This window comes from Paenibacillus polymyxa, from assembly GCF_015710975.1.
GTDB classification, from domain to species: Bacteria; Bacillota; Bacilli; order Paenibacillales; family Paenibacillaceae; genus Paenibacillus; species Paenibacillus polymyxa.
Map to the genome: position 1 here is coordinate 5081803 of NZ_CP049783.1, position 17236 is coordinate 5099038.

Sequence of the window (17236 nt, forward strand, 5' to 3'; positions counted from 1 at the left end):
CACATAGTATCTTATAATACGAGAATGGCTATAGATACATTAAGTGTGGTGACATCATGAACAAGACAAAACGGCTTACTCAAACCATGGATTACAGAACAAAGCAAGCCCGCTGGGTGCGCAAAATGTTATTACTTTACTGGATGATTATAACCGTACATTTTATTGTCCAGCTGGGCAGCTACTTATTCCTTGATTATCCCGCTTCGCCTTATGAATTTTACGTTGGGGTCCTTATTGTTCCCACACTAATCATGAGTGGATCCAACTTACTTGCAGAACTGGCACATTTTAAATTTAACAGGTATTCTTTTGTGATTCTGTTTATGGCAAGCACCGTCATTTGTTGGATGATTATTCGCCTTAACTATGACATTCGGATTATTCCAGCATTGTGCTTGTTGCCTATTTTCTCTTCAATCTTGTTCTTCAATCGTCGCTTAATATGGCTTTCTTTTGTATTGCAAGTGATCGTCTTCTTTCTATTGCTAGCAATAGATGGATCATTCCGCAGCTATTTGTCAGACTTTGATATCGTGGCGATTCCGACATTTTTGATTATGTCCACCTTTATTGCCCTCATTATTCAGGCCAGCGGCCGCGATTTGTTAGTGGATTTATACAAAACAAAGCGTGCTCAGCAGGAATTAATGATCAGTAACGCGATTATTAGTAAAATGTCCATGACTGATGGTTTAACGAAGCTATACAATCATTTGTCTTTCCAAAACTTTTATGAAAAAGCACTGGAATATGCCGAACAAGGCGCGATCATCCATCTGGCGTTAGTGGATATTGATAATTTCAAGAAGATCAATGACACTTACGGGCATCAGTTTGGAGATAAAATTTTGGAAGGCATCTCGCAAATTATTACAGAGCAGATTACAGCAAATGACATTCCGGCCCGCTATGGCGGTGAGGAGTTTGCTATTTTGATGTTCGAGCATACTTTTGAGGAAGCTTACCAGATTGTAGAGAACATTCGGCGTGAAGTGGAGAAAATGACCTTTCAGGAGAAAATGCAAATCGTTTCTGTAACCGTAAGCATTGGATTAAAAAGCTATACCGAGGATATGAACAAAGACAAAGATGTATTTTTCCAGGAGACAGACGACTATTTGTATCAAGCCAAGCGCTCCGGTAAAAATAAAATTGTTGCTCTTAACCATATCGCTTAATGTAAAAATGCATTTAATGCAACTCCGGCATATAGTTGTCGGAGTTTTTTTGTATGTAGAAACTTAAAATTGAGAAGAGTTGACAATTTTATGGATTGCAAACTAAAATGGTTACACGCGGAATGGTTATTTACTTACGAAAAATAAGCTTTAAGGAGATGGTTTTACATGTCAACACTCGTTATTGTTGTTCACCCTGATCTTGCAGAGTCTCGCGTTAACAAAAGATGGATGCAAGAACTCAAGAAGCAATCCAGTGTGACCGTTCACAACCTGTATGAAATATATCCGGATGAGCAAATCAACGTTGCCCATGAGCAAAAACTGCTAGAGCAGCATGATCGTATCGTTCTGCAATTCCCTTTTTACTGGTATAGCAGTCCTCCCCTGCTGAAAAAATGGCTGGATAAGGTTTTAACCTACGGCTGGGCTTATGGAAGCGAAGGTGACAAGCTACAGGGCAAAGAGTTGTTGATCGCCTTGTCTGCTGCCAGCGTGGAGGAAAACTATCAACATGACGGAAGAAACAGATATACGATCGAAGAGCTGTTGAGACCTTTTGAAGCTACAGGCCTTCTGATTGGTGTCAAATTGCTCCCTTATTTCGTGCAGTATGGTGCCGGAGTTTTGACAGATGAGCAGTTGGAGCAATCTGCACAAAAATACGTGCAGGCGGTTATTTCTTAATTTACACAAAATACCCCTTGGAAGGTGCCCACACCTGCTTGCCCTACAGCAGACGTTGGCTCCAACCAAGGGGCTTTGCTGATAGAATTACATTTACAGCGTAACCAAGTTACTCGTTACCTGAGCCATGCTTTCTTTAATAATATTGCAGCCCTTGCTCAAGTTCTCCATACTTATCGTCAACGCTGGCATAATTTTAAGTACCGTATCGTTACGCCCAGCTCGCTCAATAATAAGTCCCTTACTAAAGCAGAGAGTTGCAACCTCCTTGGCGAAGGCTTCTCCCAAATGGGTCACATCAATTCCCCAGATCAGTCCCAAGCCGCGAATTTCAATAAGTGGATCCATTGTTTGGATATGTTCACGCAAGAACTGCTGAACAAAAGCTTCTTTTTCCTTCACTTGGGCTTCCAACCCAACCGTGTCTCTGAACTCCAGCGCTGCCTTTGCTCCGACAAACGCTAGCTGATTTCCACGGAAGGTGCCGTTATGTTCACCAGGACTCCAAATATCCAGTTCTGGCTTAAGCAGCAACAAGGACATTGGCAGACCGTATCCACTGATCGACTTGGACAAGACAACCATATCAGGCACAATGCCTGCTCGCTCAAACGAGAAGAACGAACCAACTCGGCCGCAACCGACCTGAATATCGTCAACAATGAGCAAGATATCATGATCATCGCAAAGCTGTCGCAAATCACGCAGCCATTCGTTATCTGCAATATTAATACCGCCTTCAGCCTGTATCGTTTCCAAAATAATCGCAGCAGGCTTCTCCACACCGGAATGAGTGTCTGTTAAAAGCTGTTCCATGTACAAAATGGTATCCATTCCGTTAAATGTGCTGTTATAAGGTATAAAGGTAACATTATTCAGTGGGACTCCTGCGCTCTCTCGCATGGAGTTATTGCTGGTAATCGATAAGCTACCGAGCGACATACCGTGGAACGCGCCCATAAAAGCAAAAACACCATTTCTTTTTTTTACCTTACGCGCAAGTTTCAGTGCTGCTTCCACCGCATTGGTTCCCGTCGGTCCGCAAAATTGAAGCTTATAATTCAAGCCCTTAGGCCGGAGAATACGCTCGGAAAAAGACTCTATAAACTCTTGCTTGGCCGTGGTGTACATATCCAGACCATGCATGATCCGATCGGAGGTTAAATAATCTAGTAACCGGTTTTTCATAAAGTCATTATTGTGCCCATAATTTAGAGCCCCTGCACCGGCGAAAAAGTCAATATATCCCTCTCCTGCCTCCGTGTACAAAACATCGTTTTTCGCTTTGTTGAAAACAACTGGAAAACTCCTGCAATAAGACCTTACATTGGACTCCAGTGTTTCGAATGTGTTCATAAATATTCGTCCTCCCGCTGACCTGATTTTTGAAAAATACAAGCATGGAAAGCAAAAAAAGTGTAAATATGTAATCTAAAATGAGTAGACAGTCTGAATTCACAATGGGATATCCACACCATAAAATCTTGAGTACGATCACAAGAACATATAGAGTACAAAAGAATACAACAGAGATGCACATTGAGAGTAAGATGAATAGAAGATTAAATAGTGGGGTTTTCTAAGAGGTCTGTCAGAGGATGTCAACTCCTATGTAATAAAATACCATAATTTTCATTAAAGTCAATGCATGTTTCTGAGATCTTTTGTTAATTTATTGTAATTTTAGGACATTTCCTTGCAGTATATTGTTAAATAAATATGAAATATGACGTAATATAGTAATAAATCTCAAAAATAGTACATTTTCATATCAAATAGATATATATCTAGATCGTCCGGAGACTGGATTTCCATAATAAAGCTGAGCTTTTGACAGACTGACCAAAGGAGTTTACTCTATCAAAAGAACTTGCTAAATTTAAAAATAGATAAGGAAACACATCATGTCTAATGTTTTGATTATTGAAGATGATAATATGCTGGGTGACACTCTCTCCTTATATTTAACAGGGGAAGGCTACCACGTTACACGAGTGGAACAAGCGACTGAGGGTATTGCCCGACTCGATAGGGTACAGCCCGATATTATTTTACTAGATCTGTTGCTTCCAGATTTGGATGGCGTGAATCCCTGCCCACTGATACGCAAGCATACGGACGTACCAATCATCGTGATTTCTACAGAAAACGACATTTCAGAGCGCATTCGTACACTTACGTTGGGAGCAGATGATTATATTTGCAAGCCTTTTAGTATGCAAGAGCTCAAAGCACGGATCGAAGCTCTTTTCCGTCGGATCAAAATCACACGCTTGCAAGGAAGAGGCATTTCACCTGTAGCTGAACCTGAAACAGGCATTACTTTGGATCTGGCGAGAAGAATGGTTACCGTTAATGGTCAGATGGTAGAGATGACCTATTCGGAATTTGAGCTAATGAAACTTTTTTATACGAACCGAGGAATTGTATTTAGTAGATATGCCTTGATTCAGGCTCTCCGTGGCACAGACTCCTTTATTAATGAGAGGGCAGTGGACGTACATATTAACCATTTACGTAGAAAGATCGAAAAAGACCCCAAGAAACCGCAATTGATTAAGACCATTTGGGGAATCGGTTACAAATTTATGCAATAACGCAGCTAGATCCAGGGAATGGATGATTTAATTTGATTAATCTCCTTTTGAACCCTACTCAGTTGCTCTCTCCAGTCTGGATACAGCTCTCCCCCTGAGGTTTCATTGCTGCGCTTCAATGCTTTCTCCAGCTTTATCACCTTTGCCAGCAGCTCAGTCGCGCACAGATTCCCCGTTCCTCCCTTCAGCGAGTGAATTAATCGAAGAGCAGAAGATAACTGACCATTGTCCATTTTTCTCACAACTCTTCTATCAAGATACTGGTATTCCTGTATCCATTTATGTAGGGCAAATTGAAAAATATACACCTTGCCATCCATACCGGCTATCGCTTTCTCCGCGTGAATACCATGTAATTCTTGCAGCCACGCTAAATGAATCCAGCTATTTAACATTCTTGTTGCGGTTAATTCATGTACAGGCTTGAGCAGCACATCATTAATGCCTGCACGAAGACAAACCTCCTGCTCAGGCTGCACAGCATCCGCGGTAAAAGCGATAATGGGGAGTCTGTTAAAAGCTCTGTTTCTTCGAATATGTCTGGCCGTCTCAAAACCATCCATTTCCGGCATATGCAGATCAAGTAGCACCATATCCCATGAGCACCGCTCCAGTAATTCTATAACTTCTCTTCCATTTGTGACTATCGTTACCTCAAAACCACGCTCTGCCAAAAACTCAGTGATCACAACTTGGCTAATCTCGTTATCCTCTGCTATGAGGATTTGATATTTTTGTGTTGAGACCCCAACTTCATATTGGAGGTCCATTGTTGCAACAGCTTCCAGACTATGATTATCTACAGACACTGGCTTTTCCTGCTCAGGTCTCAAGCGGAGCACCTCCAGAAGAGCGCTCCGGGTTACTGGCTTAGACAAAAAGGCATCTACCCCCTGCTCTGTAGCTTCAGCGGCTACTTCTTCCAACTGGAACACGGTTGTAAGCCCAATGACCTGAGTCATTTGCTTATCCAGTATATGAAGCCAATGCCTGCGTGATTCAAGCTCTCTAAAGTCTTCCATCCCCATATCAATCATAACCAAATCAAAATGTTCACCCTTTTGAAAAGCGTCTGAATATTCCTGTAAGGATGAAACGGTGAGTGTTTGTAGCCCCAAATCTTGCAGTAGTTCGTTCAGGCTGTGGCTCACCAGTTCATGCTGTGCAATGATTAAGGCTTTGCCGTTGACTGGTTTTTCCAGCTGTGTGCTTCTCGCATTAAAATCCCCTATTTCAAGCTCCACATTAAAGTAAAATTGACTATACTCTCCTAAACAGCTTTTCACTTCTACGCTACCGCCCATAGCTTCAGCCAATTGTTTGCTAATAGCCAAACCCAGCCCGGAACCCCCATATCTGTGGGTTGATGTACTCACTTGCGTAAAAGGGACGAATAGCTTGTCCATTCCGGTCTTGGAAATGCCTATGCCCGTATCTTCTACCATAAAAGAGACACTCACTCGTCCGTCCTGCTGGCTTACCATTTTTACCTGTAACAATACATGTCCCTGGTCCGTGAACTTAATGGCGTTGGTCAGAAGATTTAAAAGCACCTGTTCCATTCGAAGCGGATCTCCCTTGAACCTTTTCGGTAATTTCGGGTCCGCTATGAAAACGATCTCTACTTTTTTATGTTCCAGCAAAATCCCAACGGTATCTGCGAGATGCCGAAGCATGTGTTCCAGCTCAAATTCCGCCTTTTCCAGTTCTACCCTACGGACCTCCATTTTAGAAAAATCCAAGACATTATTGAGCATGGACAAAAGAGTACGCGAGGAGGCGAGCAGCTTATGGAGATAATCATTCTGAACGTCAGTCAGTTGAGTCTTACTCAACAGCTTTGAGAGGCCAATGATGCCATTCAGCGGCGTTCGAATTTCGTGGCTCATATGAGCTAGAAAAATACTTTTTGCATGGTTAGATTCACTCATCTCCTTTCTTTTCTGCTCGGAAGCTTTATACTCCGTAATATCCAATACATGACCGATGACATATCTGGTGAGTCCCTCGTCCCTGACAGGATGCAAGGTAATTAAAGCTGAATATTCCCAAAACTCCAATTCAAATACGGTCCGATCACCGAACCAAGCCTGTTTGTAGTATTCGGAAAGCTGCTCTAGTGTTTCAAAGGAAAGCTCCAAAATATCCCCGATACGTTTCACATGCTCCCATTTATTGAAATTGACTTGCAGATTCAGACCCATGCGCTCCAGCAATTCACCATCAAGCAGCATATAATAAAATTCATCCCCCCTTTTCTCCAGCCTGAAGGTAAAGCCAGGTTGAACTCGAAGTAAAGTTAGCAGATCATGATTTTTGTCAATCGAACGCTGTCCATTTGTATACCTGGCGGGGATTAGAGCCTGCCCAAACAGAGTTATGAACAATAGACCAATCCCTATTTCCAACCCGCAGGTCAGCAGTGTTCCATCACTTATGCCAAAATATAAGAACAGAACTCCTGCCAGCCCGTATAAGACGCCCGTGATCGCCTGACGAATGAGCTGACGCTGAAAAATCAAAACTAATAATAATATCACGATCGTATATAGCAACAAATCTCGAACCAAGCGTTCGTCCTCCTTGTAATCTCCCATACGTTGCGAAAAGCTGTATCGGAAATATAAAAAAACTCAGGACAGATTCCTTATGCCATTAGGCTTAAAGAACTGTCCCGAGCATTCATTGTACTATAGATTCCATAAGGTTCAAGCTCGTTTTAATATTTGAAACGACTGATCATCACCTTCAAATCAGCAGCCATATTGGAAAGCAATTGAGCAGAGGCTGAAATTTCCTCCATGGAAGCCAATTGCTCTTCTGAGGAGGCGGCCACTTCTTCAGATGTAGCGGCATTACCGGTTGCAATCGTCGCCAGCTCATTGGCTGTCGCTGCAATCTCTTGTACACTGGCTGAGATTTGCTGGGCTATCGAAGCAACCTCCTCTACCTGAGGCGTGGTCTCTCGAATGCCTTCCATCGCATGATTCAGCTTCACAATGGTCGCTTTGGAAATCTGTAGCCCGTCCTTCACCTCAGTCGTAACCCTATCCATCGTCTCCACCGTAGTTTCGGTTTCATGTTGAATTTCGCCAATCAAGTTGGCAATCTGGGTGGCAGAACTCTGAGACTGTTCTGCCAGCTTACGCACCTCATCCGCGACGATGGCAAAGCCTTTACCATGATCACCTGCTCTGGCTGCCTCAATAGCTGCATTCAACGCCAACAGGTTCGTCTGATTGGAGATATCGCCAATGACCTTCGTAATTTCTCCAATTTCATGAGAGCGGGCTTGCAAGGTTTGAATCATCCGGTTGGAACGCTCTACTGACTCGTGAATGGAGTTCATCTGCTCGCCTGTCTGCTCTACAGATTTTCGTCCTTCCTCAGCTTGCAAGGCAGATTGTCTGGCCAGATCCGCTACTGAAGTCGAGCGTTCAGCGATTCGAGTGATTCCATGTGCTATTTCATCCAGTGCCACCGAGTTATTTTCCAGCCCCATAGTCTGCTTCTCCGCACCGCTAGCAATTTCTTGCACGGCTTGGGACACCTGCTCACTTGCAGCGCTGGTTTGTTCCGCGCTTATCGTCAGCTCATTCGAAGAAAGAGCTACGTGATCTGCACTGTTTCCTACGTTATGAATAACAGAGCGTAAGTTGTTCTGCATATTCTGAAAAGCTACTCCTAATTCTCCAATCTCGTCCTTGCTCATGACTTGAATGTCCTGAGTTAAATCCCCGGCGCTCACATTTTCCGCCTGTTCTTTAAGTTTTATAATTGGTTTGATGATGGAACGGATCAGAAAATAAACGATGATAGCACCAATCACAAGACAACCAACAATGGTAAGCAAAGTGCTGATCAAAATCGGCTGAGCTGCTTCATCAACTTCAGATAAATAAAGCGTTCCGCCTATCTTCCAGCCTGTCAGCTTATTGGTCGCATAGTTCATATACTTGAGCTGACCTTCATACTCATATTCGTATTCACCAGTATCGCTTTGAAACATGCGTGATTCAATATCTGTAATTTTGGTGCCTGCTGTCTTCGTCGGATGAGCAATGTAAGTATGGTTGCTGTCCAGCAATATGGCATAACCCTCATGGCCTACTTTAATATTGTTCAATGTATCTTTAATACCACTAATTTTCAGGTCAATGCCAATAACGCCCGATCCATCTGTCGTTGCTCTCGACACTGTAACCGTCATCTGCTTTGAATCTGCCGAAAGATAAGGTGAACTAATTACTGTCTTTGTTGGTCCCTTTATCGCTTCATCGTACCAAGGTCTGATACGTGGATCATAATTATCGGGTAATTGCTTTTGTGGATAGGTTGTAATTTTAGCGTCTTTCGTACCATAATAGATGGATTCTGCTTCTGGGTGAAGTGCAGCATACTGTTTAAACAACTCTTCCAGTTTAGCCGCTTGTTCCTCCGTCTCGATCCGATTGCCTTTTAGTCTTTCTGCAAAATATTCTGCATCATGGATCTTGGGTTCAATGGTACTATTAATGATAAAATTTGTACGAATTATAGCCTGCTCGGCGCTCTCTTCAATCTGGTTTCGAATCTGCTGACTAGCGCTCACAAACGACAGAGCACCCACGATCATGGATGGTATGATCAAAAATGCAATAAAGGCCACCATTAGCTTTGTTTTAAAATTTTTACTGAGTACCCTCGATACCTTCCATTTTCTTCCTGAAAACTTCTTCATTACTAAGCATCTCCATTTCATCGCCTGAATTTTGTAACCTATGGTGAACCGCTTAAATCTTGTCGATGATGACAGTCACCCGACAGATTCTCTCTCACGTTTTTTCACATCTCTTGCTGAGATGCTTCGATATAAAAAAATATAAACTCGCTAGTCGAATAGGTATATGTACTTATTTTTGAGCACCACAAGGCTGAACGGAACCGGTTCTTTGATATAATATACCTAAAAATTATTAAAAAAAATGCAATGTAGATGTTAAGAAAATGTTAGTTTCCCCACACTATACCTACCTCTTTACATAAAATAATCCCCTTGAAGGTGGCACACATAGGCTCATTGATCGAAATCACCATATGCTACACCCGCAAGGGGATTAAATATGATTTATTCCATTCTATCCAGCAAAGCCTTAAAATCGTCGAGATGGGTGACCGGTGCCTGACAAGCAAAATGCTCACACACATATACGGCTGGTTTGCCATTCACAAGATCGTAATCATGGATATAAGGAGCTATTTCTGCAATCTCTGGCTGTCCTTTATCCTTCAAAACAACAACCATATCCGGCCTAAAACCAGCTTGAACCACCTGAACGAACTGAGCAGTCTGCGGATCATCCCTTTGACCCACAATCACAATCTCTTTCGTCTTTCCCGTCGCATACAACAACGCGCTGAGCAGCGCTGAGTAGCCTGAGGGGTAATGAGCAACCATCCCGCCAAAAGCCTTAAACTGCTTGGCTGCATAGTCTTCCAATCGAGTTTCCCCCGTTAGCCGCGCAAGCCGCACAAAATTATGGGCCGCAATGCTGTTACCCGACGGAATCGCACCATCATAAATTTCTTTGGGTCTGGATATCAATTGTTCACTATCTGAACCGGTAAAGAATAATCCGTCCCGTTCTTCATCCCAAAACAGATCAATCATATCCTGATTAAGCGTCAGTGCCCGCCGCAGATACTGTACATCGAAGGTCGCCTGGTACAACTCAATCAAGCCCCACACATAAAAAGCATAATCATCTACATAGCCGGGGTAAGCTGCCTGACCATCCCGGTGCCGTGCCAATAGGCGTCCATCCTCCCGTCTCAAATGGTTCCACAAGAACGTCTCTGCCTTTCGAGCTTGCTCAGTATATCTGGTATCTCCAAAAGCTTGCCCCGCCTTGGCCAAAGCAGCAATCATCAACCCGTTCCACGAGGTCAAAATCTTGTCATCCTTTTGAGGATGAACCCGCTGCTCCCTAGCAGTAAACAGCTTGGCCCGTAGCTCACTGACCCGCTGCTCCAGCTCTGGCTCGGTCAAATCATGCTTGTTCGCATAGGCTTCCAGATTGATATCAATCAGGTTTGGAATATTGTGGCCTTCAAAATTACCGTAAGGTGTGATACCGTACAAATCGTTGAAAAAAGCCGCGTCCTCATCGCCCAGTACAGTCTTAATCTCGGAGTCGCTCCAAACGTAAAATCTACCCTCTTCTCCTTCAGAATCCGCGTCCTCTGCCGAATAAAAGGCACCTCCTGCATCCGTCATGTCTCTTGCAATATATGTAAAATTTGTTCAGTGATTTGTCGATACAGTCTCTTGCCTGTCACCTGCCAAGCCTCTGTATACGTGATGGCCAACAAAGCGTTGTCATACAGCATTTTTTCAAAATGCGGCACCAACCATTTCTCGTCCACTGAGTACCTTGAGAATCCCATGCCTACATGGTCGTAGATTCCGCCCCGTGACATCGCATCCAGTGTCTTCTCTACCATTTCCAATGCCTTCTGATTCCCCGTATGTTGTGCATATCGCAGCAGAAAAGACAAGTTATGTGAAGAAGGAAACTTCGGTGCTTCTCCGAAGCCACCATATTCATGATCGAAGGTGTGGCTGTATTCATGGAAAGCTTTATTCAAGCACTGCTCATCCAGTTCTCCGCGATAACCTGCAAGCAAATCCTGTCGTTCATGCTCGGTAAGCACCTGCTCACTCAGCTCCATCAGCTCATCCGGCTGTTCTTTCCACCGGATTCCCACCTTACTTAGCAAATCCAAAAGTCCGACACGCCCAAACTTCTGCTCCTTGGGCAAATACGTACCCGCAAAAAAAGGTCTCTGATCCGGCGTCATCAAAATCGTCAGCGGCCAACCCCCATGCCCGGTCATCGTCTCGCAGATGGACATATAGATATGATCCACATCCGGACGTTCCTCTCGATCCACTTTAATGGATATGTAATCCCGGTTTAATACCTCAGCTACCTCTTCATCCTCGAAAGATTCTCTCTCCATTACATGGCACCAATGACAAGTCGAATAGCCAATTGACAAGAAAATAGGCTTGTTATCACGCTTAGCAATTTCAAAAGCTTCATCTGACCAAGGGAACCAGTTTACCGAATTGTAAGCATGTTGCAATAGATACGGTGACTTTTCCTTGGCTAATCTATTCGGTTTGCTGCTCGTTGACATGGGGCATCACCACTTCCGTAGTTGGATTTTATGCTCGGTATTATTTTACCCTAAATGGGTGGTAAAAGTCGGAAGAACAGAAAAAAGATAATGACTCTCAACCGAATCTATCAATAAATTATTTATTCAGGTCATAAGTAGGTATGAAAAAGCACCGTCGGATATTCTCCAACAGTGCTTTGTTTACTGCAATCGTACCTTATTAATGTTTAGCATGTTACTGATTAGAATCTATATCAAATATCTTCAGAGCTTTCAGTAAGGCGTATTCACTTGTTCTGGTCCCTTCTTTTGAAAAATGCGCATCTGGAAAAGCGGGGGACATATGATGGTACCCGGGATAGACATGTAATTCCACTAAGACACCATCAAAGACCAGTTGTTTAGCAAAAGATAAGGCTTCATCAATAAATAGATCAATGGTACCTATATTTATATAAGTCGGTGGTAACCCGGCCAATGACTTTGCACGGGCTGGCACATAATACTCACTTACCTTGTTAGACCCCGGTTCAATCCCCAATACAGATTTCCAGCCAAAATAATTACTTTGTTTTGTCCAAATAAACTCTCCTGCGTGTGGATGCTCTGGTGCGATACTTGTGCGGTCATCTAGCATTGGCCTCATTAATCTTAGATGATGGATTGCGAATTCCTTCTGATCACGAATGTACAAAGCTAAGCCAGCCGCCAAACCACCACCAGCGCTACTGCCCCCGACGGCAACTTTCTGAGTATCTATCCCTAACTCTTCCGCATGTTCAATACACCATTTTAGGCCCGAATAACAATCCTGTAACTGACTTGGCTGTACATGCTCTGGCGCTAGGCGATAGTACACAGATACACAACAGAAACCATGTTCTGCAGCAAGAGCTGCATTAGCAGGACGATTCACGACTGGACTTCCTAAGACCATTCCGCCTCCGTGTATGGAATAATATAGAGGCATCTTATTATGCTTTGATTGTTTGGGCTTAATGATTTCTATTTGAATATCTGGACCACTAAAACAACTTGGCACAATCTTTTTTTCTAATGTAACAGGGAATATCTGCGTTACATCTAATGGTTGCATCATTTGAGATTGGCTTTTACGTGCTTCCATTAGTGTAGATTTGGTAAGATCAGTTGTTGGTATTAAATCAACTACACTGATAATTTCTGGATCAATCAGATGTCTACTTCTACTTTTTTGTTCCCTCATGATAGTCGTTTCCCCACTTTCTTGTTTTAAAGATAATGAATCAATACATAAATTCTTTCATTTATTCAGAATCGGCACCGTCCCAAATCCGTTGATGCTGTCGTTTATATTCATATTTTAAAGATTAAAATATGCTTTATAAATGAAAACAACGAGTTAGAATCATTTTTGACATAAAACCAATAATGAAAAAATGAGGTGCAATCCAATCTTTTGCCAAACAAAAAAACGTGACCGGATTGGTTTTTCACCGCGATCATCCGGTCACGCCCTCAGCTCACCATGTCAGGAGCCAAAATTAAATTTATTGACGCGAGTATAGCACCACGCCACTTTGCAAATAGGTACTTTTTATGTCCACTTCATGGGGTATCGATCGATATTCGCTGGCGTATCCCCCTACTTTTTATGTGAATACACAATTTTCTTAATGGTTTCGGTAGAGAGAAAAAACTCCTTAGCTAATTGCTCAATACTGCTACGATTTTGAAAAGCTTTTCTGATCGCGGCATTTCGCTGTTCAAGCAACCTTTTCCCGCCGCTCAAACTGCCCCAATCCATATATTCCGTTTTTGGCTTAGGAATATACAGAGTCTCTCCTTGAACATATTTTTGAATTTCCGTAATTAGTTTTTGAGGTAAAACTTTTGTAGCATTCGTATATCTCAATTTGCTCGCTCCTTATTTTGATTCTTTAAAATAAGGTGCAAAGCCAAAAATATTAAAAAAGCTTGTTCAGCGTTTAAAAATTGTTTCGCCCCATACAAAGTAACGCTTTCCCAATAATTGGCTTTGCATGAGTGTAAGAAGTCACAGACAATCCCAATAGATTCTCCATCAGTAGGCACCCCCTTTTACTTCGCAAGTATAGCATAACTCTGCTCACCTGATCTTCATTCATTTGCGAGGTGCTGGCGGGACGCTTTTTTGCTCGACTCTTGTTATTTGCAAGCCAATGTTTTATATTGACATAAGAGTAGGTCAAAAATAAAAGAGGTGAACGGACGAGATGTCTCCACGAACGAAGGAACAAAATGAAGAGATCCGGCTACGGCGTCTGGCGCAAATCCGGAAAGCGGCTGCCGATGTTTTTTTGAATAAAGGGCCTTTACTGGAAATCCGTGATGTGGCCGTGCAGGCGGGACTCGGCTATGGCACGGTATACCATTATTACGGCAATAAGGGTGATCTGCTCCACGATCTGCTATGGGACGCGTTGGAGCGGTCCGGGGGATGGTTGGAGGCCCCGCGTGCTTCGGCTTCGGGGCAGGCGCCGGCGCGCGGGCATTTCGGCTTGGCTGTGGCGGCAGATATCGGGAACACGTCTGCCGCGGATTCCCAAAGCAAAAGCCGCGAAACGGCCGCTACCGCAGAGCTTGGCCCCGTCGCCGCCGCTGGCGTCCGGCTACTGCAGCTTTGGGCGGAGGACCACGCCCTGTACCTGCTGCATAAGCTGGCCGGTGAGGGCTTTGCCTCGCTGCCTGAAGCGCGCTCGGCCCCACTCTCGGCCGCTTTTCGCCGGGAGGTGCTAGCGCCGCTTGCCGCTTTGCTGGAGACTGGGCGTGCGGTGGACGAGGTTGCCGCTTCCGGCGAAAATACGGCAGAGTCGCCGTATCGGCTACACCACGCGGAAATGCTGCTGGCCGCCTTGGTCGGCTGCGCCTCGCTTTCGCTTCGTCGCGGAAAGCTGCACGAAGAGGCCTGGGATATCGCCCGGTTTTTAAAATTATAGAATGGATAAGGAGCGAATCATCAAAGATGATCATTTTAAAATCACCAAGAGAAATCGAAGAAATGAGACCGGCGAGCCAGATCGTTGCGGACTGCTACCGCGAGGTGGTCAAACTGATCGAGCCTGGGATCACCACCCGGGAAATCAATGACTTTGTTGCCAGACACATCACTAAGCTGGGCGGCAAGCAGTTTACGAAAGGGTACAACGGTTTCCCTGCCGAAACCTGCATTTCGGTCAACGATGTGGTCGCCCACGGCATTCCTTCGAACCAGGCGCTTATGGACGGCGACTTGTTGAAGCTCGACATCGTCGTGGAATACGGCGGATGGTTCGGCGATTCGTGCTGGTGCTATGCGGTGGGCAATATCCGGCCGGAGGCGCAAAAATTAATGAAGGTGACAAAGGAATGCTTGGATTTGGGGATTGCCCGTGCACTCCCCGGGGGTCGGCTCGGCGACATAACGTCGGCGATTCAACAGCATGCGGAAGCAAACGGGTTTTCGGTTGTACGCGATTTGCTCGCGCACGGGATCGGACGGAGCCTGCACGAGGAGCCGAGCTACGAGCATATCGGCATAGCTGGTAAAGGTATTCGGTTAAAGGAAGGCATGGTGTTTACCATTGAACCGATGATCAACGAAGGTACGTTTCGTATTACGATCGACGACGATCAATGGACGGCGAGAACGGCCGACGGCAAGTTGTCGGCACAATATGAGCATACGATCGCAGTTACACAGGACGGCCCACTGATTTTAACGGCCCAGTAAGAATAAAGACGAACAGTCGGGAATGCGTCATTTTAGGAAATAAGCGCCGACCCGGCCTGCTTGGTCCGGCGAAAGTTCGTAATCCGAAACGTGAAATAGCGCTGGTCCCAGGCTGGAACCAGCGCCTTTTTACATGGTTTGTATCTTTACCGATTTACGAAAAACCATATTGTTATGCGGTTTTTTATTATGACTTTGGTATCATGTTACGGATTTACACTCTCTCTTGGCTAGCCTATCTTGCATGTATGTTTTTCATTGCATATCTTGCTATTGGCTGAGCAATCAATAACTCAATCCAAAATGCTACACCAAAATTTCTAAACCAGCTGTGAAAGAAGTTCTGGAAAGGTTCTAGGCTTATTTGTTTCGTACCAACCAAGTTCCTATAATTGTGGTAGGCTACACAAGTCGTGCTAATAATAGTAAAGTATAATCAAGCAAAAAACTCATAAAGGAGTATATGAACAGTTGAGCAATTTTCTGAGTGAATTTGAGGAAAGATTTAGAGCAGGAGTTTTGGAAGATCTCAAAAGCATACTGGAAGAAGTGAAGGATGAAAAAGTTTACGCTTGCGCGTTTGGCACAGACAGCGATTTTGTCACCTTATTTCTAGCTGTTAATACTGAGGAATCACTTGTTAGACATATCACAAACATGAAAGCCCAAGACCTGTGCAACAGCAAGGAAGATGAAATTTATTACAGATGGGGATTAAGCGAATATCAATATGGCGATACAACACACCTCAATCATATTAGCAAATTTCTGTATGCAACCGACAATGTGTTGGACTATAAAGATGAAATGATAAAAATTATGGCCAAGGTAGTTAAAGAAACCGACGATGTACTTTTTACTCAATTCGGCCAATCCAAAGAAGATATTATTTTTTTCGTGTCCATGACAGATGATGATATGGCCGAGGAACTGGAAGATCAGTCTGTAATTCAGATGACAAATGCCAAATTAGTTGATGGCTTCTTGCATCGTTATCAATAATACTAAATCATTCTCTTTCACATGGTTTAACTTTTTTCCAATCTCAAACACTCACTTACCAGCTACTTATTTGTAACCTTTTGAAGATAAATACGGCGCTGGAAGGTACGTTAAATGGGAAGCAGCGAGATAAACTCCTTGCTTCCCATATGCTTATTTTGCGGTTAAATGTTCTTTCAACCACTGTCTATAAAACTGTAGTTGCTCTTTGGTGTGAAAATAATGCTTTCCACGTTCCATCACTTTTAGCTGGCAATGAAATCGGCTTGCAAACGTAGATATGACGTCATATTCACACAAGTCATCTTCAGAGCCATAAAGTATGGCAGTTGGCTTATTCCATGTATCAATTGGATGCGATTTAACATAGCAGTAATAATCCCAATAAAGTGTTCGCCCAATGGGTGTAGATATTTCTTTTTCAACTTTTAATCTATCCTCACTTACACTGAACCATGTCATCATATTTTTGATTATTCTCTCCATATCTAGCACTGGAGAAAGAAACAGACATTGTTTTAGTGGGAGATGATGATAAGCAAGCAAACTAAAATACGCACCCATGCTACAAGCGAAAATACTAATTTCATGCCATTGCTTTTGTGTGTAACGCATGATGATGTCAAGATCATGAACACAATTTTGAACTTTACAGACGTAGGTTTCTTCTTTGCGGTCACCATGTTCAGGCAAATCAAAACTAATGACTTGATACCCTTGTGCCGTTGCTTCTTCTGCAAATATAACGATCACATCATCTGCCTTGTTTGACATATTACCGTGGATAGCTATAAGTATCTTATCTGATTCACCACCCCACAAAATTGCCGGGATGCCCTCGATTTTCAATTTTTGCTTTATCATTACTTTATCCT

At 43.5% G+C, this 17236-nt stretch carries 12 protein-coding genes and 1 pseudogene; 6 read left to right on the forward strand and 7 right to left on the reverse strand.

The window, feature by feature from the left end:
- Window positions 1–56: 56 nt before the first annotated feature.
- Both G7035_RS23240 and G7035_RS23245 read left to right on the forward strand, forming a co-directional pair.
- Window positions 57–1181 carry a GGDEF domain-containing protein gene (locus G7035_RS23240; protein ID WP_017428555.1) on the forward strand — a complete coding sequence of 375 codons (1125 nt, stop codon included), beginning with the start codon at window positions 57–59 and terminating at the stop codon, window positions 1179–1181.
- Window positions 1182–1349: 168 nt separating this feature from the next.
- Complete coding sequence (locus G7035_RS23245) at window positions 1350–1868, forward strand: NAD(P)H-dependent oxidoreductase (protein ID WP_019687205.1); 519 nt, start codon at window positions 1350–1352, stop codon at window positions 1866–1868.
- A 93-nt stretch (window positions 1869–1961) separates the two neighbouring features.
- On the opposite strand, the gene ectB is transcribed toward G7035_RS23245, so the two are convergent.
- Window positions 1962–3224, reverse strand: a complete 1263-nt coding sequence (gene ectB / locus G7035_RS23250) for a diaminobutyrate--2-oxoglutarate transaminase (RefSeq protein WP_019687204.1) — start codon at window positions 3222–3224, stop codon at window positions 1962–1964.
- Between the two features lie 548 nt (window positions 3225–3772).
- Here ectB and G7035_RS23255 point away from each other — a divergent pair.
- Window positions 3773–4465, forward strand: coding sequence for a response regulator transcription factor (locus G7035_RS23255; protein WP_016819022.1), 693 nt, complete (start codon window positions 3773–3775; stop codon window positions 4463–4465).
- Between the two features lie 5 nt (window positions 4466–4470).
- Here G7035_RS23255 and G7035_RS23260 read toward each other — a convergent pair whose 3' ends face one another.
- The 5 genes and pseudogenes from G7035_RS23260 to G7035_RS23280 all read right to left on the reverse strand — a co-directional run bounded on the left by G7035_RS23260 (window position 4471) and on the right by G7035_RS23280 (window position 13523).
- Entirely contained in the window at window positions 4471–7035 is a 2565-nt protein-coding gene (locus G7035_RS23260; protein WP_019687203.1) for a hybrid sensor histidine kinase/response regulator, read from the reverse strand.
- Between the two features lie 149 nt (window positions 7036–7184).
- Entirely contained in the window at window positions 7185–9185 is a 2001-nt protein-coding gene (locus G7035_RS23265) for a methyl-accepting chemotaxis protein (protein WP_019687202.1), read from the reverse strand.
- Window positions 9186–9572: 387 nt separating this feature from the next.
- Window positions 9573–11647 (reverse strand): annotated as a pseudogene (locus G7035_RS23270) (thioredoxin domain-containing protein).
- Between the two features lie 217 nt (window positions 11648–11864).
- Window positions 11865–12854: an alpha/beta hydrolase gene (locus tag G7035_RS23275; protein ID WP_019687200.1), complete on the reverse strand. Its 990-nt coding sequence runs from the start codon at window positions 12852–12854 to the stop codon at window positions 11865–11867.
- A gap of 399 nt (window positions 12855–13253) precedes the next feature.
- Window positions 13254–13523, reverse strand: a complete 270-nt coding sequence (locus tag G7035_RS23280) for a CD3324 family protein (protein ID WP_019687199.1) — start codon at window positions 13521–13523, stop codon at window positions 13254–13256.
- 340 nt (window positions 13524–13863) lie between these two features.
- Here G7035_RS23280 and G7035_RS23285 point away from each other — a divergent pair, with 340 nt between their 5' ends.
- From G7035_RS23285 to G7035_RS23295, 3 genes are all read left to right on the forward strand, one after another.
- On the forward strand, window positions 13864–14586 hold the full coding sequence (locus G7035_RS23285; protein WP_019687198.1) for a TetR/AcrR family transcriptional regulator: 723 nt from the start codon (window positions 13864–13866) through the stop codon (window positions 14584–14586).
- Window positions 14587–14612: 26 nt separating this feature from the next.
- Window positions 14613–15359 (forward strand): type I methionyl aminopeptidase, encoded by a 747-nt coding sequence (map, locus tag G7035_RS23290; protein WP_019687197.1) that lies wholly within the window; start codon window positions 14613–14615, stop codon window positions 15357–15359.
- 471 nt (window positions 15360–15830) lie between these two features.
- Entirely contained in the window at window positions 15831–16361 is a 531-nt protein-coding gene (locus G7035_RS23295) for a DUF4303 domain-containing protein (RefSeq protein WP_019687196.1), read from the forward strand.
- Window positions 16362–16514: 153 nt separating this feature from the next.
- Here G7035_RS23295 and G7035_RS23300 read toward each other — a convergent pair whose 3' ends face one another.
- Window positions 16515–17225 (reverse strand): alpha/beta hydrolase, encoded by a 711-nt coding sequence (locus G7035_RS23300; protein ID WP_019687195.1) that lies wholly within the window; start codon window positions 17223–17225, stop codon window positions 16515–16517.
- Between the last annotated feature and the right edge of the window lie 11 nt (window positions 17226–17236).

Bases quoted from the DNA above. Each gene is read 5' to 3' on its own strand.
- G7035_RS23240 (WP_017428555.1), top strand. From the start codon at position 57: ATGAACAAGACAAAACGGCTTACTCAAACCATGGATTACAGAACAAAG.
- G7035_RS23245 (WP_019687205.1), top strand. From the start codon at position 1,350: ATGTCAACACTCGTTATTGTTGTTCACCCTGATCTTGCAGAGTCTCGC.
- ectB (WP_019687204.1), bottom strand. From the start codon at position 3,224: ATGAACACATTCGAAACACTGGAGTCCAATGTAAGGTCTTATTGCAGG.
- G7035_RS23255 (WP_016819022.1), top strand. From the start codon at position 3,773: ATGTCTAATGTTTTGATTATTGAAGATGATAATATGCTGGGTGACACT.
- G7035_RS23265 (WP_019687202.1), bottom strand. From the start codon at position 9,185: ATGAAGAAGTTTTCAGGAAGAAAATGGAAGGTATCGAGGGTACTCAGT.
- G7035_RS23275 (WP_019687200.1), bottom strand. From the start codon at position 12,854: ATGAGGGAACAAAAAAGTAGAAGTAGACATCTGATTGATCCAGAAATT.
- G7035_RS23285 (WP_019687198.1), top strand. From the start codon at position 13,864: ATGTCTCCACGAACGAAGGAACAAAATGAAGAGATCCGGCTACGGCGT.
- map (WP_019687197.1), top strand. From the start codon at position 14,613: ATGATCATTTTAAAATCACCAAGAGAAATCGAAGAAATGAGACCGGCG.
- G7035_RS23300 (WP_019687195.1), bottom strand. From the start codon at position 17,225: ATGATAAAGCAAAAATTGAAAATCGAGGGCATCCCGGCAATTTTGTGG.